At 47.1% G+C, this 26,750-nt stretch carries 22 protein-coding genes; 19 read left to right on the top strand and 3 right to left on the bottom strand.

The genetic code is table 11. The features are described 5' to 3' along the window. Positions 1–165: 165 nt before the first annotated feature. The 6 genes from C7R73_RS00375 (at position 166) to nth (ending at position 7,496) form a co-directional block, all read left to right on the top strand. Positions 166–2,913, top strand: a complete 2,748-nt coding sequence (locus C7R73_RS00375; RefSeq protein ID WP_106448610.1) for a helicase C-terminal domain-containing protein — start codon at positions 166–168, stop codon at positions 2,911–2,913. 97 nt (positions 2,914–3,010) lie between these two features. Next, entirely contained in the window at positions 3,011–3,487 is a 477-nt protein-coding gene (locus C7R73_RS00370) for a cell wall elongation regulator TseB-like domain-containing protein (RefSeq protein WP_106448609.1), read from the top strand. Between the two features lie 15 nt (positions 3,488–3,502). Then, positions 3,503–4,693 carry a pyridoxal phosphate-dependent aminotransferase gene (locus C7R73_RS00365; protein ID WP_106448608.1) on the top strand — a complete coding sequence of 397 codons (1,191 nt, stop codon included), beginning with the start codon at positions 3,503–3,505 and terminating at the stop codon, positions 4,691–4,693. A gap of 47 nt (positions 4,694–4,740) precedes the next feature. Next, entirely contained in the window at positions 4,741–6,024 is a 1,284-nt protein-coding gene (gene asnS, locus C7R73_RS00360) for an asparagine--tRNA ligase (RefSeq protein ID WP_106448817.1), read from the top strand. A 105-nt stretch (positions 6,025–6,129) separates the two neighbouring features. Next, positions 6,130–6,837 (top strand): DnaD domain-containing protein, encoded by a 708-nt coding sequence (locus tag C7R73_RS00355; protein ID WP_106448607.1) that lies wholly within the window; start codon positions 6,130–6,132, stop codon positions 6,835–6,837. Between the two features lie 11 nt (positions 6,838–6,848). Then, positions 6,849–7,496, top strand: a complete 648-nt coding sequence (gene nth, locus C7R73_RS00350) for an endonuclease III (RefSeq protein ID WP_106448606.1) — start codon at positions 6,849–6,851, stop codon at positions 7,494–7,496. A gap of 72 nt (positions 7,497–7,568) precedes the next feature. Here nth and C7R73_RS00345 read toward each other — a convergent pair whose 3' ends face one another. Both C7R73_RS00345 and recU read right to left on the bottom strand, forming a co-directional pair. Further along, positions 7,569–10,133 carry a PBP1A family penicillin-binding protein gene (locus C7R73_RS00345; RefSeq protein ID WP_106448605.1) on the bottom strand — a complete coding sequence of 855 codons (2,565 nt, stop codon included), beginning with the start codon at positions 10,131–10,133 and terminating at the stop codon, positions 7,569–7,571. Between the two features lie 16 nt (positions 10,134–10,149). Then, positions 10,150–10,764, bottom strand: coding sequence for a Holliday junction resolvase RecU (gene recU, locus C7R73_RS00340; protein ID WP_086985094.1), 615 nt, complete (start codon positions 10,762–10,764; stop codon positions 10,150–10,152). 224 nt (positions 10,765–10,988) lie between these two features. Between recU and tig the strand changes: the two genes are divergently transcribed. From tig to C7R73_RS00290, 10 genes are all read left to right on the top strand, one after another. Continuing rightward, positions 10,989–12,269, top strand: a complete 1,281-nt coding sequence (tig, locus tag C7R73_RS00335; protein ID WP_106448604.1) for a trigger factor — start codon at positions 10,989–10,991, stop codon at positions 12,267–12,269. Between the two features lie 244 nt (positions 12,270–12,513). After that, positions 12,514–13,767 carry an ATP-dependent Clp protease ATP-binding subunit ClpX gene (clpX, locus tag C7R73_RS00330; RefSeq protein ID WP_106448603.1) on the top strand — a complete coding sequence of 418 codons (1,254 nt, stop codon included), beginning with the start codon at positions 12,514–12,516 and terminating at the stop codon, positions 13,765–13,767. Between the two features lie 145 nt (positions 13,768–13,912). Further along, positions 13,913–14,521, top strand: coding sequence for a ribosome biogenesis GTP-binding protein YihA/YsxC (gene yihA / locus C7R73_RS00325; protein ID WP_086628034.1), 609 nt, complete (start codon positions 13,913–13,915; stop codon positions 14,519–14,521). A gap of 125 nt (positions 14,522–14,646) precedes the next feature. Beyond that, entirely contained in the window at positions 14,647–15,921 is a 1,275-nt protein-coding gene (locus C7R73_RS00320; protein ID WP_106448602.1) for an MFS transporter, read from the top strand. Positions 15,922–16,039: 118 nt separating this feature from the next. Further along, a complete protein-coding gene (gene dnaG / locus C7R73_RS00315; protein WP_106448601.1) occupies positions 16,040–17,917 on the top strand; it encodes a DNA primase in 1,878 nt (625 codons plus the stop codon). Between the two features lie 26 nt (positions 17,918–17,943). Beyond that, positions 17,944–19,080 (top strand): RNA polymerase sigma factor RpoD, encoded by a 1,137-nt coding sequence (rpoD, locus tag C7R73_RS00310; protein ID WP_086628032.1) that lies wholly within the window; start codon positions 17,944–17,946, stop codon positions 19,078–19,080. Between the two features lie 138 nt (positions 19,081–19,218). Then, complete coding sequence (locus tag C7R73_RS00305) at positions 19,219–19,923, top strand: tRNA (adenine(22)-N(1))-methyltransferase (protein WP_106448600.1); 705 nt, start codon at positions 19,219–19,221, stop codon at positions 19,921–19,923. Then, entirely contained in the window at positions 19,920–21,053 is a 1,134-nt protein-coding gene (locus tag C7R73_RS00300; RefSeq protein WP_106448599.1) for a Nif3-like dinuclear metal center hexameric protein, read from the top strand. Before C7R73_RS00305 ends, C7R73_RS00300 begins: the two co-directional genes overlap by 4 nt. Positions 21,054–21,067: 14 nt before the next feature. Further along, the gene (gene pepT / locus C7R73_RS00295; RefSeq protein ID WP_106448598.1) at positions 21,068–22,309 is read left to right on the top strand and encodes a peptidase T; all 1,242 of its coding nucleotides are present in this window, start codon (positions 21,068–21,070) and stop codon (positions 22,307–22,309) included. Beyond that, positions 22,306–22,569, top strand: a complete 264-nt coding sequence (locus C7R73_RS00290) for a DUF1294 domain-containing protein (protein WP_192875226.1) — start codon at positions 22,306–22,308, stop codon at positions 22,567–22,569. Before pepT ends, C7R73_RS00290 begins: the two co-directional genes overlap by 4 nt. Before the next feature lie 44 nt (positions 22,570–22,613). On the opposite strand, the gene C7R73_RS00285 is transcribed toward C7R73_RS00290, so the two are convergent. Next, positions 22,614–23,465 (bottom strand): DegV family protein, encoded by an 852-nt coding sequence (locus C7R73_RS00285; protein WP_106448596.1) that lies wholly within the window; start codon positions 23,463–23,465, stop codon positions 22,614–22,616. A 172-nt stretch (positions 23,466–23,637) separates the two neighbouring features. Between C7R73_RS00285 and truB the strand changes: the two genes are divergently transcribed. Genes truB through hemW form a run of 3 tightly spaced genes read left to right on the top strand, consistent with a single transcriptional unit; the run spans position 23,638 to position 26,665 of the window. Beyond that, the gene (truB, locus tag C7R73_RS00280) at positions 23,638–24,549 is read left to right on the top strand and encodes a tRNA pseudouridine(55) synthase TruB (protein WP_106448595.1); all 912 of its coding nucleotides are present in this window, start codon (positions 23,638–23,640) and stop codon (positions 24,547–24,549) included. A gap of 22 nt (positions 24,550–24,571) precedes the next feature. Beyond that, on the top strand, positions 24,572–25,534 hold the full coding sequence (gene ribF, locus C7R73_RS00275; RefSeq protein WP_106448594.1) for a riboflavin biosynthesis protein RibF: 963 nt from the start codon (positions 24,572–24,574) through the stop codon (positions 25,532–25,534). Continuing rightward, positions 25,535–26,665 carry a radical SAM family heme chaperone HemW gene (gene hemW, locus C7R73_RS00270; protein WP_106448593.1) on the top strand — a complete coding sequence of 377 codons (1,131 nt, stop codon included), beginning with the start codon at positions 25,535–25,537 and terminating at the stop codon, positions 26,663–26,665. The last annotated feature ends 85 nt before the right edge of the window (positions 26,666–26,750 follow it).

The raw sequence follows: 26,750 nt of genomic DNA, 5'->3' as shown, positions 1-26,750 counted from the left end.
TTTACGGTAACAATATCCACGACATAGGATATAATGAGGTCAGCTGCATACAATGCACAGTTTGATCGGAGAGGCTCCTGTTTTTATGAGATATTTTCAGGGAAAGTCTTGCAGAAAGAAATACCGGAACAGGAGAAGCTTCTGTTTATTTAGGAGATTGTTTTTATGAAGAAAACCTATGCCATTGTCGATCTTGAGACAACGGGATCCAGCTTCAAGCGGGGGGATCGGATCATTCAATTCGGGTGTACCTTGCTTCAGGCCGGCAAAATAGTTCAGGAAATCAATATAACCATCAATCCGGGCAGAAAAATCCCGGATATCATCGAGAAGTTGACGGGAATCAGGAATAAGGACGTCAAAGAGGCGCCTTATTTTGAGGACGTCTGCGATTTCATCTATAACACGCTCGAAGGCTGCATTTTTGTAGCGCATAACGTGCATTTCGATTACCATTTTTTGGACAACTCCTTCCATGAAGTCGGCATGCCGCCGCTTTCGCTGCGCGCGATGGACACGGTGGAGTTGACGAAAATCCTGTATCCGACCTTGTCCAGCTATCGGTTGGGTGATTTATCAAACCACTTCGTTCTGACGCATGACAGTGCTCATGATGCCGCAAGCGATGCGCATGCAACTGCGGAACTTTTTCTCCATTTGAAGGAGAAGGCCAACAACTTGCCGTTGGTCACGCTTGAAAAGCTGAATTTCTTATCGGCGCATTGTCAGGTGGACAACGATTCCTTTTTCTATGAGAGCTATGAAACCGCCAAAGAGATGCGCTCGCCTCTTCCGCAGAAAATCTACGTCAAAAATGGGTTGGCGCTGAAGGAAAAGGACTTACTCTTGGAACAGACCGCTTACAGGGAAAAAGAAATTTCCGATTTCTCGGAAGTGGCAAAAAGCCTGATGGGAAATCACGGCTTGGAAATCCGTTCAGAGCAGATCGAGATGATGCAATCGCTTTTTGACTTCCACCAAGCCGAAACTTCCCAAAATCTGGCAATCGAGGCTGCGCCTGGCATCGGGAAGACTTTAGCCTATCTGTTGCCTGCCGCTTATCAGGCGACGCCCGCAAACAAAGTCCTTATCAGCACCTCCACGCTCCTTTTGCAGGAACAGATCATGGATAACGAGATGACCCGGTTGCGCAAAATGCTGCCTTTTGAGCTGCAGGTAAGCTCATTGAAAGGGAAGACGAACATCATCCATCTGGAGAAATTGGCCGAATTGACCCTGGAAGCCCTCACCAAAAAAGAATCCTTGATCATGATGAGCATTTATGTCTGGTTGACCGAGACGGAAACCGGGGATATCAGCGAATTGAGCCAAGCCCAGAACTTTGATTTTCTCGGGGAAAAGTTGACCTTTGACAGCCACGAGGCCCCTTTGAAGGGAAAATGGGCAGCTGACGATTTTTTTGCCTTCAACAACAAGAGAGCGGAACAATCCAGCCTGATCGTCACGAACCATTCCTTTTTGAGTCATCACATCGATGATTTGGCTATTTTTGACCATTGTGAATCCATAAACCTGATCCTCGATGAAGCACATCAGTTTCCGCGCGTCTATCAGGATGCGCACAAGAAAAGTGTGGCTCTGTCCCTCCTGAAACGGCGATTGAAGCGCTTCGGCTACTTCCTGCGGGATTATCGCGAGGCAATAGAGAAGGCGCCGAATGGCGATTCCTTGGACTATGATTTGTTCAACCTCGAATTCGCAATCGATCAATTACAGCAGGAATGTGCCCAGTCAGAAGAAGTATTGATGCTTTCCCTAATCCATGAGGTGGGGGAAAAGGGTGAAGTTTATCTCGATGAGAATTTTCTGGTTGAAAACGGCCTGAAGAAAATCTTCAAGAAAATGTACCAGTACATACAGGAGACTAGGCTTGCCGCCACGCGTTGCCTGGATAAAGCCGGCTTGAGGAATGATCCGGTTATGGGTCCGCGCGCAAAGGCGCTGCTGGATGACTTGGATGCGGTCCAAAGCAATCTGCACTATTTTTCTGAAGATCGCTTAGGCACGTATCATGTGCTGCACTACACTTGGGATAATGACCTGCTTTCGTTGGCGATCGAAATCAACCAGATCGACCTTTCGGAAGAAATCCACTCCAAAATAAATGAGCGATTCAGCAGAACCGTTTATTTGAGTTCGACGCTCAGAGTGGATGGCTCGATCGACTATTTCAAAAACAAAATCGGCGAAGCCGAATTACAGGAAGCGTATTTTGCTTCACCCTACAAGTTGAGCGAACGCTTACGGATCTTCCTTCCGACAGACATCGCTGCCATCACGTCGTTGGATGACAAACAAGCGGCCAGACAGATCGTTTCGACTATGCAGGAAATCGTACTCCCGCAACAAGGCAAAGCTTTGGTTCTGTTCACCTCCAACCGCTTGCTGGAGGAAGTCCATAACCAGCTCAAAAATGCTGTCTCTTCCGGATTCCCGGGTACGGAAATACTCGCGCAAGGTTTCTCCGGCAGCCGGAGAAGGATGCACAATCGTTTCATGTCGGCTGAGGCTGCGATTTTGCTGGGCTCTGCTTCTTACTGGGAAGGCATCGACTTTTCCGATCAAGCTGTTGAGATCCTGGTGATCACCAGACTGCCGTTCGATCCGCCGCATCGTCCGGAAAATGCCGCCTTCCAAGCGTATCACCACGACAAAGGCAAGAAGGCATTCTATGAAGAGTTTCTTCCGCGAGCGATGATCCGCCTGAAACAGGGGATAGGCAGGCTCGTCCGCTCCAGAAATACGAAAGGTGTCGTCATTTGCCTGGACGACAGATTGATTAAAAGCAATTATTCCAAACGGATGCAACAGATGCTTCCGGAGGGCGTAGGGATAAAAGTAGCCGGTCAAGCGGAAATAAATGCGGAAATTCAAGAATTTCTGAAAAAATAATGCGGCGGGATATTCCATCAGCATGAAGTTTAAGGTATCATTAATAATTAGGTGAGATTGCGATTAAATTTCAACCAAAGACAAGGAAGTGGAAGATGTGAAGAAGAATGTCATTGTTGGGACGATTGTGCTTCTTTTCCTGATGATCGTCAGCTCCTACACGATATTTTACCGAAGCCAGCAGCCGATGCTGCAAGCGGAAAAAGAAGCAACAGCCATTGCGGAAACGAACGCCAATATCCAGAAAGTCCAGGATTTTTATTGGTACAATGGATCGGAGACTTATTTCACGCTAGCTGGCATCGATGACAACAACGAAGAATTATATGTCATCATCAAGAAAGACGGCGGTGAAACCACTATCCTGAACACGGCGGAAGTCATCACCGAAAGTGAAGCCAAGTCAATCACTCAAGCGGACAAGAACCCTGAACGGATTCTGGAGGCAAGACTGGGGATAGAGAACGAAGAACCGGTTTGGGAAGTCACCTACAAAAATGCAAATGATACGATTGGTTACTATTTGATATCCGCTATTTCTGGTAAATGGCTCAAAGATATAGAAAACATATAAATTGGAGTGATTGAGATGGTAAAAATTTCTGAAAGAATGAAAAAAATAAGCGAATCCCCGACATTGGCGACGTCAGCTAAAGTCAACGTCATGAAAGCGCAAGGGAAGGATATCCTGAACTTGACCGTAGGGGAACCGGACTTCGATACGCACGTTTCAATTCTGAATGCTGCAGTAGAGGCGATCCAATCGAACAAAGCAAACCACTACACCCCGACTGCCGGTATCCTGCCATTGCGTCAAGCAATTGTTGATTATCATCAGAAGTATGACGGAGTCACTTTCGCCGTCAATCAGGTCATCGTGACCGAAGGTGCCAAAAATGCTTTGTTTGCGCTATTCCAGGTCATTCTTAATCCCGGAGATGAAGTCATCGTCCCTGCACCGTACTGGGTAAGCTATACGGAACAGATCAAACTGGCTGGCGGCGTAAACGTTCTTGTCGAAACAGCGCCTGAAAAAGGCTTTAAACTGACTGTTGAAGACTTGGAAAAACATCGCACCGAAAAAACGGTTGCTTTGCTTTTGAATTCGCCATCGAACCCTACCGGTATGATCTATACGCCTGAAGAACTGAAGGCGATCGGCGAGTGGGCAGTTGAACACGATGTCTTGATCATCGCCGATGAAATTTACTATCGATTGACTTATAACGGAAATGAAGCCATCTCAATCGCTTCCCTATCAGAAGAAATCAAGAACCAAACGATCATCATCAACGGAATCTCCAAAACCTACGCAATGACAGGCTGGAGAATCGGATATGCAATCGGAAATGCGGAAATCATCAGCAAAATGATCGAATTGTCCAGCCATTCGACAAGCAACCCTGCCGGACCAAGCCAATATGGCGCGCTGGCTGCTTTGACCGGACCACAGGATTTTGTTGAGGAAATGCGCGCAGCATTCGAGGCGCGATTGAACTTCTTCTATCCGCTTGTTGCGAGCATTCCTGGTTTCAAGGTAACGAAACCTCAAGGAGCCTTTTACCTGTTCCCGAATGTGAAGGAAGCCGCCGAGATGTGCGGTTTTGCAGAAGTGAAAGACTTTACGCTGGCTCTGATCGAGGAGGCAAATGTCGCTTTGGTTTCAGGCGATGGTTTTGGATACCCTGATTACGCCAGAATAAGTTATACTGTCAGAGAAGAGCTACTTGCAGAAGCAGTAGATCGCATCAAAAAATTTATCGAAACCCATAAAAAATAAACTGTTTTTTGTGGAAAAAGGGGTAGACTAGATTGACACTTATCACAATGGATCAAGCGAAAGAATATTTAGGGCAAGAGATTTCCATTGGTGCTTGGGTAACCAACAAAAGAAGCAGCGGGAAAATCGCTTTTCTGCAATTACGTGACGGCACTCATTATTTCCAAGGCATCGTTATGAAAAATGATGTCGGCGAAGAGTTGTTCGACGTCGCAAAATCGCTGACGCAGGAAACTTCTTTGATCGTCAAAGGGATCATCCAAGAAGATACCCGTTCAAAGCTTGGATACGAATTGCTCGTCACCGGTATCGAAGTGCTGGGAGAAAGCCAAGATTATCCGATCACGCCTAAAGAGCACGGGACAGATTTCCTGATGGACCATCGTCATCTCTGGCTGCGTTCATCCAGACAGCACGCCATCATGAAGGTCCGCAACGAAATCATCCGCGCCACTTATGAATTCTTCAATCAAGAAGGCTTCATCAAGGTGGATCCGCCGATTCTGACCGGCAGCGCACCTGAAGGGACGACCGAGTTGTTCCATACCAAGTATTTCGATGAGGAAGCATACTTGTCCCAGAGTGGACAATTGTACATGGAGGCGGCAGCGATGGCCTTCGGAAAAGTATTTTCATTCGGTCCGACATTCCGTGCCGAAAAATCGAAGACGCGCCGCCATCTGATCGAATTTTGGATGATGGAGCCGGAAATGGCTTTCATGCATCAGGACCAAAGTCTGGAAGTCCAGGAAAAGTATGTCGCTTATCTGGTCCAATCGGTGCTGGATAATTGTGAAATCTACTTGGATACGCTGGAGCGCGATAAGGAATTGCTGAAAAAATACACGCAGTTGCCGTACGAGCGCATCAGCTATGATGATGCCGTGGCCTTATTGAACGCTAATGGATTCGACGATATCGTCTGGGGCGATGATTTCGGTTCGCCTCATGAAACCTTTATCGCGAACCAATCGGAAAGACCGGTATTCATCCTTAATTACCCGAAAGCGATCAAGCCTTTCTACATGAAAGAGCATCCGGATCGTCCGGAAGTCGTTCTGTGCGCGGATATGATCGCTCCGGAAGGATACGGAGAAATAATCGGCGGCAGCGAACGTGAAGTAGACTACCAACGCCTAAGCGAACAGATCGAGAAATTTGGGCTGAGCAAGGATGACTATTCATGGTATTTGGATCTGCGCAAATACGGTTCAGTGCCTCATTCCGGATTCGGATTGGGACTTGAAAGAATGGTGACTTGGATCTCCGGAACCGAACACATCCGTGAGTCGATTCCGTTCCCTCGTCTACTGAACAGAATCTACCCTTAATCAGGGCGTTTCGTAAATCTGAATTTAATCACAACAGAATGGGAGTGGGGCAAATAGCAGCTATTTGTTCCACTTTCTGTTTTCCCAAAGGAGTTTTTTGATAAGATGTCATACAATGAATTAACCAAATGGATCGAATCTGGGCAGACGCTGATCCCTAATTTTTTGCTGCAGAACTACAAAAGGATCGGGCTTGCGGATACGGAATTCATCTTTGTGCTGCAGCTGAAAGCGTACATCGATAAGAACATACCGTTTCCGAATCTGGCACTGATCGCCGAAAATATGGGCATTGCCGAAAAGGATGTCTTTTCCTTGCTGCATAATCTGATGCAGAAGCAAATGATCTTGATGGAGACGAAAAATGATCTCGCCGGCAAAGTGGAGGATTCCTATTCCTTGGACCCGATCTATCAACGGCTTTTCCAATTGATGGAGCGTTCCGAGAAAAAACAGCCCATCCAGCAACAGGGCAAGAATATCATGACCATGTTCGAACAGGAATTCGGGCGGAATTTATCGCCCATCGAGATGCAGACCATTGCGAGCTGGATCGATATGGACCACTATCCGCTCGAACTGATCGAATCGGCTTTGAAAGAAGCGGTGTTGAATCGCGTCTACAGCCTTAAATACATCGACCGCATCCTGTTGGCCTGGGAGAAGAAAAACATCAAAAGCGTAAAAGATCTGATCCAGCAACAGTCGACGCGGCCCCAAAGCAATCAGGACAAGTTCGATGAAAAAGCAGGAACGGATGCGCCGATGGAAGTGCCGCTTTACAATTGGCTGGACACTGACGCGGACGCATAGGTGGGTGAAATATGTTATCGAAAAAAAAGACTGTAGAAGCGCTGGATGAGATGGCGGCGCTATTCCCGAACGCGCAGTGCGAACTGCTGCATCAGAACGTGTTTCAGCTGTTGATTGCGACGCTCCTCAGCGCCCAGGCAACGGATGTTTCCGTCAACAAAGTTACGCCAAGCCTGTTCGGCCGATTCCCTACGCCCGAGGCTTTCATTGCGGCCCCGCTTGAGTCGATCATGCAAGAAATCAGGACGATCGGCTTGTACCGGAACAAAGCCGCCAACATCCAAAAATGCTGCAAAATGCTGCTGGAGGACTTCGGCGGCGAAGTGCCGCGCACTCTTGAGGAATTGACCAAGTTGCCCGGAGTGGGGCGCAAAACAGCTAATGTCGTCATGAGTGTCGGTTTCCATATCCCGGCGATCGCGGTGGATACCCATGTGGAACGGATATCCAAACGATTGCGGATCGCTCCCCAGAAAGCATCGGTTCTGGAAGTGGAAGAGTTGCTGATGAAAAAAATTCCGAAGGAGCGATGGTCAGATGCGCATCACCAGATGATTTTCTTCGGCAGATATCATTGCACAGCCAGAAACCCCAAGTGCGACGTTTGCCCATTGCTTTCGATGTGCCAGGAAGGGCAGAAGCGTTTGGGTTTGAAATGATACGGATCCGTGTAGCTTTCGGCATCCGGAACAAAAAAACAGCCAGTTCCCGATAAAGGAACTGGCTGTTTTTTATGGATTCTGATTTTCTTCTTCGTCATCCTGTGCAACGGAGGATGCTTGGTCGCTTTCCGCTGAAGAGCTGGATGATGAAGAAGAGGAGGAGTCACTTGCTTCGTCGTCTTTGGAATCCTCTTCGGACGATTCTTGCGCCGGATCGGCGATGGTCAACTGGATGGTTGAAGCCGGTGATGTGCTTGAGCCGACTTTGACGAGCAACGAAATCGTGATTGTGCCTTTATCAGGATTATCAATGACGACTTTGGTATCCGTTGTCGTTTCGGATGTGCCGCCTGCTGTCACCGTGTATTGCGCTTGTGCATTGGAGTCGGTGCCGCTGGCTGAATATTTATCCCATTCGACGGTCAATTCGTCCTTATCAGTATTGTAGCTGGCCTTCAAACCGGAAGGCGCCAACAGCGTCACACCGTACTTCTTGGATGTGGAAGTAGGTTCCGTTCCTTTGACGAAAAGTTCTGTGGCAATCAGGCTGCTCGGCGTATTTGGACCGGGCTTCATGATCGGATCAGTGTACTTTTCGATTGAGACTTGGCTGACCGATGCAGGCAGCGTCCAATCGGCATAATCGGTATCCTCGGAGACGTAGGACATCAACTCACGATAAATATCGCGCGTCAGACTTTGAGTCGGGTAATCCAAAAAGTTTCCGTATTCCTTGGAATTGTCATAACCGACCCATACCGAAATGGAGTAGCTTGTCGAATATCCGGCAAACCAGGCATCAGGAGCGGCATAAGGCACGTTTGTCCCGCCGACTGCGGCCAATTCATCATCCGTGTAGTTGGTTGTACCGGTTTTGCCGGCCTGAGGCAAGCCGGATATCTGGGCGTTCTTAGCCGTTCCTTCGGTGATGACGTCCTTCAGCATATCAGTGATCATGTAGGCCGTGGATTCCTTCATCGCTTCGGTTCCGGTCGGTTCGAAGGTGAATTCTTCGCCTTCAGCAGTCGTTACGGATTGGACCGTATAAGGCTCGTAGTAAGTGCCCCCGTTGGCGAAGGCAGCATAAGCTGCAGAAAGCTCGATCGGTGTCGCTTCACCGCCGATGGCATTGGATTCAACCAAATATTCCTGGTCATCGTTTGTGATCGTGATACCCAATTTTTGCAGGAACGAAAAGGCGTTATCCGCGCCGACTTCCTGGAAAGTCTTCAATGCCGGAATATTGCGCGAATCGACCAATGCTTCGCGGATGGTTTGGTCGCCTTTGTACTCGTTGTCGTAGTTGTTTATTTCGCTGCCATCAGAGTAACTGTATTCCTCGTCGACGACCAATGTGCCTGTCGAGTAATCCAAGTATTCGATTGCCGGTCCGTAGACCGCCAATGGTTTCATTGTCGAACCGATGCTGCGCTCAAGCGTGGAGGCGCGATTGAGCCCAAGCTGGACATTCTGGTTGCGCCCGCCGATGACTGCTTGGATGGCGCCGGTGTTGACATCGACCATGGAAACACCGGTCTGCAGCAGATCGTCAGGGAATTCGATATAGTCGTAAGTATTCACGATATCGTACAGATGTTGCTGCGCATCCATATCGATGTTGGTCGTAATCGTCAGTCCGCCTTCGTAGACGTCCAAGCCGGTTTTCTCCGTGACTTCATCGATGACGAGTTGGATATAAGGGTCGATCACAAGTGATGTGTTGACATCGCCGGTGTGATCGATGATGCTGCCTTCTATTTGTACCGTCTTAGCTTCAGCGCTTTCTTCGGCTGTGATTTTTTCGTTCTCGACCATCATGTCCAGAACAAGATCGCGTCTGGCTTGAGTGGCCGACGGATTATAGATCGGATCATACTGGGAAGGGGCTTGCGGCATGCCCGCCAAAGTGGCTGCTTCTGCGAGCGTCACATCGGTGATGGATTTGCCGAAAAAGTATTCAGCGGCTGTACCCATGCCGTAGACGTTGTTGGACATGTAGACTTTGTTGATGTAGAATGCCAAAATCTCGTCTTTCGTATATTCGCGTTCCAGCTGCATGGACATCCAGGCTTCCTGCGCCTTTCGTTCCAATGTCTGGTCTTCGGAACTGGTTGAAAAATAGGATAATTTTATCAATTGCTGGGTGATGGTGCTTCCGCCTTGCGAGATGCCGCCTTGCTGGAGATTCGCGAACAGGGCGCCGATGATCCGGATCGGATCGACACCGTTATGATCGTAGAAACGCTGATCTTCTATCGATACGATGGCGTCCTTCAAGACTTGCGGGATTTCATCAGCGGTGACCAATGTCCGGTTCTGATCGTTGCCTCCGATTTCCTTGATCTCATTTCCGTCCGCGTCCAAAATGGTCGATGCCACCGTTCCGACCAACTTTTCTTCGGTCAGTTCGGGAGCGGAAGAAACATAGTAGAAGAAGAGACCTGCTCCGGAAGCGAGTCCGATAATCCCCAAGGCCAAAACACCTAAGAAAATTTTCTTCCAGAGCGGCATCCCGGTTTTCTTCGCCTTCGCTTTCGTTTTAGCTTTCACGGCCGTTTTGCGTGGGCCTTGCGTTGTTCCGTTCTTCTTCCTGTTGTTTGCGCGTGATCGTGTATTATTGCCTTCATTCGGCATGTGGTTCACCTCTTAATTATTTGATAGTGCGTTCAAGCATTTTATCCACTGCATCCAGATAATCCAGTCGGGGATTGAATCCGTATGCCACTTCGATCCCATTGTCCTCAATAAAAGCCAATGGAATCGATTTACGGCCATTATTCAATGTATTCTCCCAAAAGTCAATCAGATAGGAACTGTTCAGTAAGAAAACGCGGTTAAAGCAGGAAAACCGGATCAGTACGAACGTGATTCCTTGCTGTTGGATACACCTTTTCATGTGGACAATCTGGTGCTCGTGGAAGTTGCTCAAAGGTATGGCTGTCTTATTTTTTGTTTCTTTGGCCTCAAAGTCCAGGTATAGCCCTTTGTAGACGCCATTGTAGTCGGTAGTGGAGGACTGCCGATAATAGGCTTCTTTTATGACGGCTGCGCTTCTTTTGGGGTAATCCACTTTGACGACTTGGATAGGCGTCGGCTTTTTATGGATGACGGCTTTGCCTGATGAAAGGTAATGCTCATTGCTGCTGTTGATCTCTTCTTCAAGCGTCATTCCCCGGTTGCTGTATACGAAGTCTTTCCTCTTTGCAGTTTTCGGTATATGCGACTCGGCATGGAACTTTTTGCCGTTCGGATAATTTACGGCCACTGACGATCACCCCCATTGAATGATTATACCAAAAACATATGCTGAAAGAAATCTAAGAAAGCATTAAAATCGAAGGTCAAAGCGTTGATAGCGGGCACATTTTTTGCATGAATACGGAATAATTAAGCACTTTTTGTTTACAACACCGCTTTTCTAGTGTAGTATTGGAGAGTGTGCAATATCAAATTAATTGCAATAAAATCAAGATTTTTGGAGGAAAGTAAATGACTGCAAACTGGGAAAAAACAGGCACTAACGATGGTGTCTTAACATTTGAAATTTCAGAAGAAATCATCAAACAAGAAATGGATAAGGTCTTCAACAAAGTGAAAAAGAACGTTTCCGTTCCTGGATTCCGTAAAGGTAAAGTTCCTCGTCACGTATTCAACAATATCTATGGTGAAGAGTCTTTATTCGAAGATGCATTGAATGGCGCTTTGCCTGATGCTTATTCACAAGCTATCGAAGAAGCTGGATTGGATCCTGTTTCTCAACCAAAAATTGACATCAAGAGCATGGAAAAAGGCCAACCTTGGGTCATCGCTGCTGAAGTTACAGTGAAACCTGAAGTGAAGCTTGGAGAATACAAAAATCTTAAAGTTGAAAAACAAGACCGCGTCGTTACAGATGAGGATGTAGAAAACAACTTGAAAGAAAAACAAGAGCGTCAAGCTGAATTAGTCCTTAAAGAAGAAGGCGCAGAACTTGGCGACACAGCTGTAATCGACTACGAAGGATTCGTTGACGGTGTGGCTTTTGAAGGCGGCAAAGATCAAAACCATTCTTTAGAGTTGGGATCTAATCAATTCATCCCAGGTTTCGAAGAACAATTGGTCGGCGTTAAAGCTGGAGAAGAAAAAGAAGTTGTCGTGACTTTCCCTGAAGATTATCAAGCTGAAGATCTTAAAGGAAAAGAAGCTACGTTTAAAGTAATCGTACACGAAATCAAGACAAAACAATTACCTGCTTTGGATGACGAATTCGCAAAAGATGTCGACGAAGAAGTAGCGTCATTGGACGAATTGAAAGCTAAAATCCGCAGGGAATTGGAAGAAAGCAAAACGGCTGCAGCTGATGAAGCAGTTCAGGATCTGGCTTTGAGACAAGCAGTGGACAATGCTGAAATCGTTGAATTGCCGCACGTAATGGTTCACGATGAAGTGCACCGTCAAATGGATCTATTCCTGAATGATATGCAACGTCAAGGGATCTCTCCTGAATTGTACTACCAAATCACAGGTACTACAGAGAAAGACTTGCACGTCCAAATGGAATCTGATGCTGATGTACGCACGAAAACATCACTAGTATTGGAACAAATCATCAAAGATGAAAACATCGTCGTTTCTGAAGAAGAAGTCGCTGCAGAAATCGAAGAATTAGCAAAACAATACAACATGGATGCAGACCGTGTCCGTGGATTGGTCAGCCCTGATATGTTGACTAACGACATCCAAATGAAGAAAGCGATGAGCATCATCACTGATTCAGCAATCGAAGAATAAGAAAAGTTGAAATAGAATAAAGAGATCGGGACATTGTCTTCCATAGTCAGTGTCCCATCTGTTTATATTCAGGGATATATTCGGGCTGTAACCCCACAAGGTAAACGAATCATATTCTTTTTCAATTTTTCCTTTCTGTGTTAAGATGTAAACCGTTCGAAAGCGGTCAGGGTCACCGCGCCACAACAATTGGCGGATCCTGGTAAGTTCTGCTGGATCGGAAAGTAAGTATATAGGGAGGAGAATGATTGTGTTCCATGATGAAAGTGTCGGGACAATACATTGTTCATTCTGCGGAAAATCTCAGGACCAAGTGAAAAAGATTATTGCGGGGCCGGATGTATATATTTGTAACGAGTGTGTAGATCTATGCAAAGAGATCATCGAAGAAGAGATCTATGCGCCAAGCGAAGCGGTATTCACCGAGGTGCCAAAACCGCAGGAAATCCAAAAGATTTTGGGCGAATATGTGATTGGCCAAGAAAAAGCCAAACGGACGCTGTCTGTAGCGGTCTATAATCACTACAAGCGTATCGGCCAAATGAGCATGATGTCAGAAGACGATAATGTAGAGTTACAAAAAAGTAATATTTGTTTGATAGGCCCGACAGGTTCGGGTAAAACCTTCCTTGGCCAAACATTGGCGCGTATCCTGGATGTCCCATTTGCGATTGCAGACGCGACAAGTTTGACGGAGGCCGGCTATGTTGGGGAAGATGTCGAAAATATCCTCTTGAAGTTGCTTCAGGCTGCCGAATTTGATGTCGAACGGGCTGAACGGGGAATCATCTACATCGACGAGATCGATAAAATCGCCCGTAAAGGTGAAAATGTATCGATCACAAGAGACGTAAGTGGCGAAGGGGTTCAACAAGCGCTGCTTAAAATTTTGGAAGGCACTGTTGCGAACGTTCCGCCGCAAGGGGGCAGAAAACACCCGCAGCAAGAGTTCATCCAAATCGACACGACGAACATCCTGTTCATCGTTGGAGGTGCCTTTGACGGCATCGAAACGATCGTGAAAGAGCGTCTTGGCGAGAAAGTCATCGGGTTCGGCTCACCTCAAGCCAAACATTTGGAAGACAAGAGCATCATGCAGCAGATCATACCGGAGGATTTATTGAAATTCGGTTTGATCCCTGAATTCATCGGTCGTTTACCGATAATGGCTGCGTTGGAAAAGTTGACAGAAGACGATTTGGTTCATATTCTGACACAACCAAAAAATGCCTTGGTAAAACAATACAAAAAATTACTTGAGTTGGATGGCGTCGAATTGGTATTCGAAGATGACGCATTGCGCTCCATCGCCAAAAAGGCACTGGAAAGAAACACGGGTGCCCGTGGATTGCGCTCCATCATCGAAAACATCATGTTGGACATCATGTTTGATATCCCTAGCAGAGATGATGTCGTGAAGTGCGTCATAACGGATAACATAGTGAACGGCATCGGTACGCCGATGCTGTTCGATGAAGACGGCAAACAGATCAACTAAACATGAGCTTGCGTTTGAAGTCCGGCGAATCAGACAATTTCCAATCTGATTTCCGGATTTTTTCGCATAATCAAGGCAGTCGGTTGCAGAAATAGTTTTAAGCGTCGTTTCAATTGCAGACGGCTTTGAAAAGGAGTGGAAATAAATGCACGTAAAAGATGCGGAAATCGTAATGAGCGCGGTCGATCCCAAACAATATCCAACCACCGGCTTTGCTGAAATCGCTTTGGCGGGACGGTCCAACGTGGGCAAGTCATCGTTCATCAATAAACTGATCAATCGCAAAGCGTTGGCACGGACATCAAGCAAACCGGGGAAGACCCAGACTTTGAACTTCTACTTGATCAATAATTCATTTTATTTTGTGGATGTTCCGGGTTACGGCTATGCGAAAGTTTCGAAAACGGAACGGGCGAAATGGGGCCAAATGTTGGAGACGTACTTCACACAAAGGGATACGTTGCGACATGTCTTTTTGATCGTCGATTTTCGTCACGAGCCTACCGAAGACGATATTCAAATGAAGGATTTCATCGAATATTATAATCTTCCTTATTCGGTCATCGCCACCAAATGCGATAAAATACCGCGGGGGAAATGGAATCAACATTTCTACCGCATCAAGAAAGCTTTGAATCTTCCAAGTGATGAGTCTTTGATCATGTTCTCAAAGGAGACGGGTGAGGGTTTTGAAAAAGCCTGGACCTTTATTGAGGGAATATTGGCCGAGTATGATGAAGCGGCACAGGAATAGAGATAAACAAGAGAAAAACAATGGGCAACATCCTACTATTGGATGTTGCCCATTCTTCGTTCATTCGTTATGATGGGATAGACAAGGTGCTTGTCGTCAAACCGAATAGGACAGGGGAGGGTAATATGGGAACTGAAAAAAAGCTAAGCCGTTACACGACTGAAGAAAAAAGTTGGATCATGCAGGATTGGGCGAATTCGGCATACTCCATCATGATCACAACGGCAGTATTCCCTTTGTATTTCAAGTCGATTGCGGAAAGTGGCGGATTGACGGACGCTGACTCGACAGCGTATTGGGGTTATGCGAATGCGGCCGCTACGCTTGTTGTGTCGCTGCTTGCGCCTGTACTGGGAGCTGTCGCGGATTACAAAGGCTTCCGCAACCCGCTGTTTACGGGCTTTACATTGGCCGGTATTTTCGCAACGATCGGGTTCGTATTTGTGCCTGCTGCAAATTGGCTGTTTCTGTTGGGACTGTACATGTTGTCTGTTGTCGGTTTTTCCGGAGCGAATATCTTCTATGACGGCTCCTTGATGGACGTGACGACCGATGAACGGATGGACCGCATTTCCTCTGCGGGATTCGGCTGGGGTTATATCGGCAGTTCCATCCCTTTCGTCATCTTCATTTTTTTCCAATTGACAGGTATTTTGCCAGTGGGCACGAGCGGCATCGTGAAAGGCGGCTTCATCCTTACCGCGATTTGGTGGTTCGTCTTCACCATCCCTTATTGGAAGAATGTCAAACAGAACTATTACATCGAAAAAGAACCGCGTGTGATCCGCAAGAGTTTCATCAGATTATGGGAAACGCTGAAGAACATCAAGGAATACAGACAAGCCTTTTTGTTTTTGTTGGCTTATTTCTTCTATATCGATGGGGTTGGGACCATCTTCAAAATGGCGACTGCGGTCGGGTCGGATATCGGGCTCTCCTCGAATGAACTGATCGTTGTCATGCTGGTTGTCCAGTTCGTGGCTTTCCCGTTCTCCATCCTTTACGGCCGTGCATCCAAACGGTTCGGCAACAAGAACATGATTTTTGTAGGTATTGTAACGTATATTTTTATCTGCATCTACGCTTTGCAGTTGGACTCATTGCTGACATTCATCATTTTGGCTCTGCTCGTGGGTACAGCCCAAGGAGGCGTGCAGGCGTTGAGCCGATCCTTATTCGGCCAACTGATTCCGAAAGAGCAAGCGAACGAATTCTTCGGATTTTACAACATCTTCGGGAAATTTGCGGCTGTGGTCGGTCCGCTGATAGTCGGACTCATCTCGCAGCTGACCGGAAACTCGTTGGATGGCGTTTTTTCCCTGATCATCCTGTTCGTGATCGGCGGGATACTGCTGTTTTTTGTGAAAGTCCCGAATCTGAAAGGAGAACAGCAGAGCTGAACGCTTGATGACCGTCTGAAAAAACATTTGCATGTGTTGCGCAGATGTGGTAAAATCTAATTTGCATCTTTATGCGCGTTTTTATAAAATGAAGATATTTCTTCAAGGTGGGAGACATTTGGCAGAACGTATTTCAGAAGAAAAATTAGCGCAGATCAGAACCGAAACTAATATTGTTGATGTCGTCAGCCAATATGTACAACTAAAAAAAAGAGGCAAGAATCATTTTGGATTTTGCCCGTTCCATGACGAGAAGACCCCCTCTTTTTCTGTAGCAGAAGAAAAACAGATTTTCCACTGTTTCAGCTGCGGAAGAGGAGGGAATGTTTTTACTTTTTTGATGGATGTCGAGGGTATTTCATTCGTTGAAGCAGTCATTAAGACAGCCGAATTGAGCAACATTGAGTTGGATTTCTCATACGAAAACAATGCGCAGGATAATCCACTGCAGTCGAAGAAAGAAAAACTGATCCAAATCCATGAGGAAGCGGCGGCTTTTTACCATCAGGTCCTCATGAATACCGTTACGGGGCAAGCTGCGCTGGATTACATGATCGAACGCGGCTTCACGCCGGAGACACTGAAAGAATATCAAATAGGTTTTTCTCCATCCAATCGGACGGCGCTCTTTCAAATGCTGAAAGCGAAGGCATTCGATGAAGGACTCCTTCAGGAAAGTGGTATTTTCACGGATAGGCAAGGCCAAAACGGACTTTTCGATCGGTTCTCAGCCCGGATCATTTTCCCGTTGCGGAACGCGAAAGGAAAGACCGTCGCTTTTTCCGGCCGGATTCTGCAGGCTACCCCTGCGGATGACACAGGTTACCATGAAGCAAAATACCTTAATAGCCCCGAAACACTTTTGTTCAACAAACGGGATTTCCTTTTCAACTTCGACAAAGCCCGCAGTGAAATTCGGAGACATTCAGAAGTGATCCTTTTTGAAGGGTACATGGATGTCATATCCGCTTGGCAAGCGGGTGTTAAAAATGGCGTCGCCTCGATGGGAACCAGCCTGACGGATGAACAGAACCGGATATTGACGAAGACGGCCGATAAAATAGTCATTGCCTATGATGGCGATCGTCCCGGTGTCGAAGCGACTAAGCGCGCCATAGAAATATTGGAACGCAACAAGCACTTCGATATCTCGATTTTTCCGCTGGAAGCAGGCATGGATCCGGATGAATACATCCAACAAAAAGGTCCGGAGTCATTCGTTAAAGCACTGAAAAACAGCCGGGAAACAGTCATTCAGTTCTATTCACGCTACCTCAAGATGAATCTGAACCTGGATTCCGAAAAAAATCGCATCACTTATATCGAAACCATGCTTAAGGCATTGGCTCCCTTGGATTCTCTGATCGAAAGAGAGCTTTACATGAAGGATATCGCGGATGAATTCAGTATTCCGGTAGATATCCTGCAGAAGCAATTGAAGGGATACCAACAAGAAGTGATTCAGCAGCGGCCTGAACGCGAGCCGGTCAGGCGAACCGCGCCGCATGATGCCGCCCCTCATGCAATGTATCCAAGCACGAACAAACGCAAAGTGACCCAGGCAGAGCAAAGTGAAAAGCAACTGCTTTACCGTCTGTTTCATTTCGAGGAAGTCTGGTCGTATCTGAATGAGATTGACGCAGATTTCAATTTCATCCACGATGACTATCAGACGATCTACATTCTGTATGAAGAGTTTTTCAGGCAGACAGGGTTGGTCGGGAATATCGACCAATTTTTGGACCGCATCAATAATCAAGCTCTTCAAAATGTGATTACGGAGATTGAATGGTTCCAATTGGATTCGGAAGTCACCTATCAGGAAATTCAGGATCTCGTCCATATCATCCGGGATAAGTCGTCCCTTCAGGACCAGCTGACCAAGAAACAGGCAGAAATGAAGGAAGCCCGAAAGAAAAATGACAACGAGCGTCTGAAGACAATCATGTTGGAAATCGTTTCCCTCTCAAAAGAATTAAAAGCAACAAAGAAATAGCCCGCATCGAATGGAGGAATCATTTTATGGCAATCGAAAAAAATGATCAAGGTTTCACGTTAGAACAGGTAACCAAAAAGCTGATCGCAGAACACAAATTATTGGGGTCAGTCTTCTACGACGAATTGGCCGATAAGATAGCTACACCTTTCCAATTGGACGCGGATGCAATGGATAAGCTGATACAAAAAATGGAAGATGGCGGTGTCAGTGTCGTAGACGCAGACGGCGGTCCGACTGCCCGTCAACTTGCCAAAGAAACAGTGAAGCCTGAAAAACCAGCGGCAGCCAAAAAGGATGAAGAAGAAGACCCGATGGCTGTGCCTCCCGGAGTGAAAATCAACGACCCGGTCCGCATGTATCTGAAGGAAATCGGCCGTGTGCCTTTGTTGAACGCTGAGGAAGAAGTCAATTTGGCTCTCCGCATCAAAGAAGGCGATCAGGAAGCGAAACAACAATTGGCTGAAGCCAACTTGCGTCTGGTCGTTTCCATCGCAAAACGTTATGTGGGCCGTGGAATGCAATTCTTGGATCTGATCCAGGAAGGGAACATGGGTCTGATGAAAGCTGTCGAAAAATTTGACCACACCAAAGGGTTCAAATTCTCCACCTACGCAACTTGGTGGATCCGTCAAGCCATCACCCGTGCCATCGCCGACCAAGCCAGAACAATCCGTATCCCTGTGCATATGGTTGAAACAATCAATAAATTGGTCCGTATCCAACGGCAATTGCTGCAGGATCTGGGACGCGAACCGACACCGGAAGAAATTGGTGCCGAAATGGACCTTCCGACTGAAAAAGTCAGAGAAATCCTGAAAATCGCCCAAGAGCCAGTTTCCTTGGAAACCCCTATCGGGGAAGAAGATGATTCCCATTTAGGCGATTTCATCGAAGATCAGGAAGTCCTGAGTCCGGCTGACCATACTGCCCAAACGCTTCTGAAGGAACAACTTGAGGAAGTGTTGGACACTTTGACCGACCGCGAGGAAAATGTCCTGCGTCTGCGCTTCGGCCTTGATGACGGCAATGTGCGGACATTGGAGCAAGTTGGGAAAGTATTCGGCGTCACCCGCGAACGGATCCGCCAAATCGAAGCGAAAGCGTTGCGCAAACTGCGCCACCCAAGCCGCTCGAAACAATTAAAAGATTTTCTTGAGTAATAAGCACCCTAACCCGAGGTATTGCACTCGGGTTTTTCTTATGCCATTTTTCGGAACGATGTTAGGATTAATGGGATATATGAATTGGAATTATGCTAAAATAGTACTATCAGCAAAAATGGAAATGGAGGGATGAGGTTGAATAATCAACAATTATCCGTAAGACTCGAGACGGTCGCAGGTTTTGTGCCTGAAAATGCCAGATTGGCCGATATCGGCTCGGATCACGCTTATCTGCCTTGTGTTTTGGCAGCGCGCGAGGTCATCAGTTACGCATTGGCAGGGGAAGTTGTGAAAGGCCCCTTCGAATCGGCAGCGGAACAGATCAGAACATCAGGAGTCGGCGATCGTGTCAGCGCCAGACTTGGCGATGGCATGGATGTGATTGAGCCGACGGATCATATAAACGTCGTCACCATCTGCGGGATGGGTGGGGACTTGATTTCCAAAATTCTGGAAAAAGGCAGACTGAAAGATAAATTGGACGGTGTGGAACGGTTGATCCTTCAGCCCAATAATGGAGAAAAGAAACTGCGTGAATGGTTGATCGCCCACCAATACAAAATCATCGACGAAACGATATTGGAAGAAAACGGAAAGATTTATGAAATCATCGTTGCCGAAAAGGCAGAGACACCGGACAACTACACTGATCTGGAATACAGCTTCGGCCGTTTCCTGCTTCAGAATAAAAATGAAGTTTTCCGCAAAAAATGGTTATCCGAAATCGACAAATGCCAATACATATTGGACAGCATGCAAAAAGCAAGCAATGATCTGAACGAAAAAGAACAGCAAGTGATCAATAAAATCAATGAAATTAAAGAGGTGCTGAAGTCATGAAAAGCATTACTGGTTATGAATTCATCGAGTTATTCGAATCGCATGTTCCGACTTGGCTGGCAGAGGAGGGGGATCCGGTGGGACTCCATTTGGGAGACTTAAGCCGTCCGGTCCGTAGTATTTTGGTGACGCTTGATGTCCGTCCGGAAGTCGTTCAGGAGGCCATCGAGAAGCAAGTCGATTTTATCTTCTCCCATCATCCGCCGATCTACAGACCGTTAAAAAATCTGGACGTTTCAGACAAGCAAACAAAGATGTACGTGGATCTGCTGAAACATGACATCAGCGTCTATGCGGCCCATACGAATCTGGACAATGCGAACAACGGGATGAACGATTGGCTCTCTGAATCGTTGGGGCTGTTGGATGTCGAAATCATGGATGTCACGAAGCGCGTGCCTGTGAAAAAAATATCCGTCTGCGTGCCCAATGCGGAATGCAATCGTGTCCGTGTGGCTATGACAGATGCTGGCGCGGGGAACATTTCCGACGAATACAGCCACTGCTCCTATGAGGCGCAAGGAGTTGGCCGCTTCACGCCGCTTGAAGGCGCAAAACCTGCCATCGGACACATCAATGAACCCGAAGCGGTGCAAGAGAAAAAAATTGAGATGCTCGTCGAAGACAAATACTTGGCGGAAGTTTTGGAGGCGCTGTATGAATCGCATCCTTACGAAGAACCCATCTACGAAATCTACACGATCAATAATTTCCAGCGCGAATACGGTCTGGGGAGGGTCGGTAATTTAGCCTTGCCGATGTCGTTGCGTTCCTTTATCCAGTACGTGAAGGATGTTTTCCAGATCGAAGGCATGCGCTTCATCGCAGCCGATTTGGATCAGACGATCACCCGTGTTGCCATCTGCGGCGGGGATGCCGGCAAATATTATCGGAAAGCCATCAAAAAGGGTGCGGATGTCTATATCACTGGCGATGTCTACTACCACACGGCCCACGATATGCAGGCTGATGGGCTGACCGTCATCGATCCGGGCCATCACATCGAACAGATTTGCAAACCGAAATTATTGGAATTATTCAATGAATGGAAAAAGGAAAATGAGTGGGATCTGGAAGTCATCGCTTCCGAAATCAACACGGATCCTTTCATTTTCGACAGTCAATTATGAGAGGATGTCAATGAATGCAAGAAAAATTAGTGGACCGTTTTTTGAAATACATTAAATTTGAGACGAGATCGGATGAAAAAAGTCTGACGGTGCCTTCTACCCAAAACCAGGTGGAATTCGCAAAAACGGTTTTGATGCCGGAACTGGAAGCCATCGGACTTTCGGATATCCAATACAATGAGGCCAATGGCTTCGTGACGGCACTTTTGCCGCGCAACTCCCAAAAAGCGTTCCCTACTATCGGGTTCATCGCCCATATGGATACAGCTGATTTTGAAGCGGCGCATGTAAATCCGCTTATTTGGGACCATTATGCGGGCAACGATCTGATCTTGAATGCTGAAACACAGCTGATCCTTTCACCGAAGGACTTTCCTTCTTTGAAGAACTACATCGGCCAGACTTTGATCACTACCGACGGGAAAACATTGCTGGGTGCGGACGACAAAGCCGGCATCGCCGAAATCATCACAGCGTTGGAAGCGATAAAAGCAGCGGATGATTTGGAACACGGGGACATCAAAGTCGCTTTCGGACCGGATGAGGAAATCGGCCGTGGAGCTGATCTTTTTGATGTGGCTGGTTTCGACTGCGACTTTGCCTATACGATGGATGGCGGACCATTGGGAGAACTTGAATTTGAAAGCTTCAATGCCGCGCAAGCTATCGTGACGATCCGTGGCAAAAATGTGCATCCAGGCACTGCCAAAGACACGATGGTGAATGCAATCAAGTTGGCCATCGCTTACGACAGCGCGTTGCCGCAAAAGGAAGTGCCTGAACAAACCGAAAAGCGCGAAGGTTTTTATCACTTATTGGGTATCGAAGGCAATGTGGAAGAAAGCAAGATGACCTACATCATCAGGGATCATGACAAAGAGCTTTTTGAGAACAGAAAAACCACTATGCTTGCATTGGCGGAGCGCATGAACAAGGAATTGGCTGAAGAACGCATCTCTGTCGAAATGCACGATCAGTACTACAACATGGGTGAAGTGCTGAAGGAAGATATGCGCCCAGTCGATCTGGCCGAAGCGGCGATGAAGTCTTTGGGGATCACCCCAATCATCGAACCGATCCGTGGCGGGACGGACGGATCCAAATTGTCCTTCATGGGTCTGCCCACTCCGAATATCTTTGCCGGGGGAGAAAATTTCCACGGACGTTATGAATTTGTGTCTGTCCAATCAATGGAAAAGGCAGTTGCGGTAATCGTGGAGATCATCAGACAGAGCCAAGGATACGGAGAACAATGAGAAATCCAGTGATCATTTACTTCATCCTGGTGAACCTTGTGCTATTCATTTTGATGGGCATCGATAAAAAGAAAGCGCGGCAAAAAGCTTGGCGCATACCGGAACGCAATCTGCTCCTGCTCGGATTTTTTGGTGGCGGCCTGGGTGGCCTGCTGGGGATGCATCACTTCCGCCATAAGACGAAACACCTGAGTTTCAAGGTAGTCTTCGCTTTGGGAACAATTTTAACGGGGATAACATCCTACTTCTTATACCTATGAAAAAAAATGCCGCTATTTCCCATTCAGGAGATAGCGGCATTTTTTTATTTGTTTTTCATTAGGAATTGGAGGGATACGGCTTCAGGGCCGGCGTGGGTCATGACGCTGGCGCTGGCGTAGGACGTGTACATCTGGGCGTTGGGGAACGCAGCCTTCAGCATGTCGATGATTTGGTTCGAATATTCCGATAGCCCGACATGCGTAATGCCGATTGCTTCAACATCCAAGTATTTCTGCTTCAGCTCTTCGATGATCTCTTCATAGCGCTTGACGATTGCTTTTGTGCCGCGGCCTTTGATATCAGTAGTCAATGCGCCGTCGATCATTTTCAGGTTGGCTTTGATGTTCAGCAACGTCGTGATGCGTCCCATTGTTTTTCCGATGCGTCCGCCTTTGACCATATTGTCCAGGTTGACGACGCAGATGTAAAGCAGGGTGCGGTCCTTAACGGCAGCGATCCGAGGCAATGCTTCAGCTACCGTCAATCCTTCTACGGCACATTTGGCTGCTTCCAATACTTGGAAGGCGGCTGCTCTTGCGCAAAACTTTGAATCAATGACAGTGACTTTACCGTGGGCAAGTTTAGCCGCCTGAAGAGCAGAATTCACGGTTCCGCTCAATGATTCGGTGACATGGATGGACAGAACTTCGCTGCCATCAGCTGTCAATTCATTGTATTTATCTAAAAAAGTGCCCATGGCTGGTTGGGATGATTTTGGCAATTCCTTGCTGTTCATCATTTTATCGAGGAATTCGGGTTTGGTTATGGTGACGCCGTCGTAATACAGCACGTTATCGATCATGGATGAAAGTGGGATTACGGTGATTCCATATCTGTCAATTTCTTCTGCGGACAATTCCGTTGTGGAATCGGTCACAATTTTGAAGTTTGGCATGATGATTCTCCTTCATTGCAGTCTTATTTCCTTAAGCATAGCAGATTTTCCAGGAAAAGTAACGCAGTTATCACTATGATTGTAAGCATATTCTTCTATTGTTGATGTTTTTTCGTGTAGAATAGATTATGCTATAATAGGTTAGTTGTAGAAGAAAGTAGGTTGCAGACATATGGACGGAATATTACCTTTATGGAAAGAACGCGGCATGACAAGTCACGACTGCGTATTCAAACTGAGAAAAATACTGAAAACTAAAAAAGTGGGGCATACCGGTACACTGGATCCGGAAGTTGATGGCGTTTTGCCGATCTGCATCGGAAAAGCCACCAAAGTTGTCGAATTTTTGACTGACACGGACAAAGCTTACGAAGGGGAAATCACTATCGGAGTCGCCACAACGACAGAGGACAGCCAAGGCGAAACGATTGCGAAGGCGCCGGTTGCGCAAGACCTGTCTTTGGCTGAAATCGACGCTGCGATGGAAGCCATGGTTGGCGAAAGCATCCAAGTTCCGCCGATGTATTCCGCGGTCAAGGTGAACGGAAAAAGGCTGTACGAATATGCCCGCAATGGTTTGACCGTCGAAAGGCCGCAAAGAAGCATCCACGTCATGAGTTTCGAGCGGATTTCAGAACCCGTCTATCATGCGGAAGAGCAAACGATGTCCTGGAGCTTCCGGGTAACATGCGGAAAAGGGACCTATGTGCGGACCTTAGCTGTCGATTTGGGCGCATCATTGGGTTATCCGGCGTACATGTCCAGCCTGACGCGCACGATGAGCGGATCCTTCACGAAGGATGATTGCCTCACGCTGCAGCAAGTGGCTGAAGCAATGGCAAACAACGAAATTGACGCGCACCTGAAGCCGATCGACTCGGTATTCGAAACGTATCATCAGATTGCGCTTGACGATGAACTGTGGGATAAGGTGAAAAATGGTGCGGTTCTTCCGAAAGAGGGACTATTTGAAACCATGGATGCCCCCGTTTTGTTCACCTACCAGGGCAAAATCGTGGCGATGTACGAACCGCATCCGACCAAATCCGGTTTCATCAAACCCAGAAAAATGTTCCTATCATAAACAGCAAGGAGTTGCCTTAGCAATGGAAATAATGCATATACATCATCCCTATGACCAAAAACTGATACCAGACGAGCCAGTCGTGTTGGCGTTGGGATACTTTGACGGAGTCCATCGAGGACATCAAGAAGTGATCAAAAGGGCAAAGGAAGTTGCCGAAAAGAAGAACCTCAAACTTGCCGTCATGAGCTTCAATCATCACCCGAGCATCGTTTTCCAGAAGATGAACCCGGAAACGATGCAGTATTTGTCGACAGTCAACCGCAAAGCCGAAATATTCGAAAGCTTGGGCGTTGATTATTTCTTCGTCATCTCATTCACATCTGCCTTTGCCTCTTTGAGACCGCAGGAATTTGTCGACCAATACATCAGCGGCCTGCATGCTGCCGCAGTCGTTGCCGGTTTCGATTACACCTATGGGCCCAGAGAAATCGCGGATATGAAGCAATTGGTGAACTATGCAAAAGGCCGCTTCGAAGTCATCGAAGTTTCCGAATTGAAGAACGAAGCCGAAAAAATCAGCTCCACCCATATCCGGGAAGCATTAGCCGAAGGGGATATGGAAAAAGCGAATGCATACTTAGGCTATATCTATCAGATCGACGGTACAGTCATCCATGGCGATGCGCGAGGCAGGCTATTGGGTTTTCCGACTGCCAATATCCAGACCGAAAAACACACACGCTTGCCAAGGAATGGCGTATACATCGTGAGCATCAGAGTGAACGGAACCTGGTACCGCGGCACGGCTTCGATTGGGCACAACATCACTTTTGAAGCTGGCCGCGATAAATCCGTGGAAGTATATATACTGGACTTCGATAAAATGATCTACGGTGAGGATGTAACTGTCAGATGGCATCATTTTATCCGCAGCGAAATCAAATTTTCAGGCGTCGACCAACTGATCTCGCAGCTTAAAAGTGATGAAGCGGATACGATCGCCTATTTTAAGGAGCACCCCTTGGATGAGGTGACCCTCTAAATGGCAGCGGCTTATATGCATATCCCTTTCTGCGAACATATTTGTTTCTATTGCGACTTCAATAAAGTGTTCTTGGAAGGCCAACCGGTCGATGAATACGTGGATGCTTTGATAAAGGAAATGCAGCTGTCGAAACAGCTGCACCCGCGAGAAGAAATCAGCACTTTCTATATCGGCGGCGGCACACCGACGACACTGAATGAGCGCCAGCTGGAGAGGCTGCTGAACGGAATCCGCAGCACCTACTCCTTGCCGAAGGGCGCCGAGTTCACGATGGAAGCCAATCCGGAAAGTATTTCTTTCGAGAAGCTGAAGATCATGCGTGATTATGGGGTCAACCGTTTGAGTATGGGGGTCCAATCGTTCAATAACGACATCCTGAAAAAGATCGGCCGCATCCATACAGCCGAGCAAGTGTACACTTCCGTGGCCGATGCCCGCAGAGCCGGATTCGAAAATATGACCATCGATCTGATCTTCCGCCTGCCGAACCAAACGATGGCCGATTTTGAAGACAGTCTTAAAAAAGCCTTGGAATTGGATTTGCCGCATTACTCGATCTACGCTTTGATCCTCGAGAATAAAACGGTTTTCTATAACTTGATGCGTCAGGGGAAACTGCCGTTGCCTTCGGAAGACACAGAGGCAGATATGTACGCCCTTGCCATCGAGACGATGTCAAAAAATGGCAGGAATCAATACGAAATCTCCAACTTTGCGCTGCCGGGCTATGAATCCCAGCACAATCTTACCTATTGGAAAAATGAATCCTATTTCGGTTTCGGGGCAGGTGCGCATGGCTATATCGATGGGATCCGCTACCATAACCATGGACCGATCCAACAGTATTTGGCGCCATTGCGCGAAAATAATCTGCCGATCATCCGTCAGCAGCAATTGTCGAAACAGGAACAGATGGAAGAAGAAATGATTCTGGGTCTGCGTACGATGGTTGGCGTCAGCCAAAAACATTTTGCCGATAAATTCCAGACCCCTCTATTGGACCAGTATGCTGCCGTCATCGCGGATTTGGTTGCGGACGGCCTGCTTCTGGTCGATGGCGACAGGATCCGTTTGACCCAAAGAGGTGTTTTCCTCGGTAACGAAGTATTCCGCTCTTTCTTGATGTGAATCCTTTCGTTGCCTGTAGGGTGCCCATAATCTTATGAAAAATGATTGTATTCCGTTGACAAAGCCTGTTACCCATGATAAATTT

Source organism: Trichococcus alkaliphilus (assembly GCF_003008695.1).
Lineage (GTDB): Bacteria > Bacillota > Bacilli > Lactobacillales > Aerococcaceae > Trichococcus > Trichococcus alkaliphilus.
Note: the sequence above shows the minus strand (reverse complement) of the source record. Positions and strands in the feature narration are given on the sequence as shown.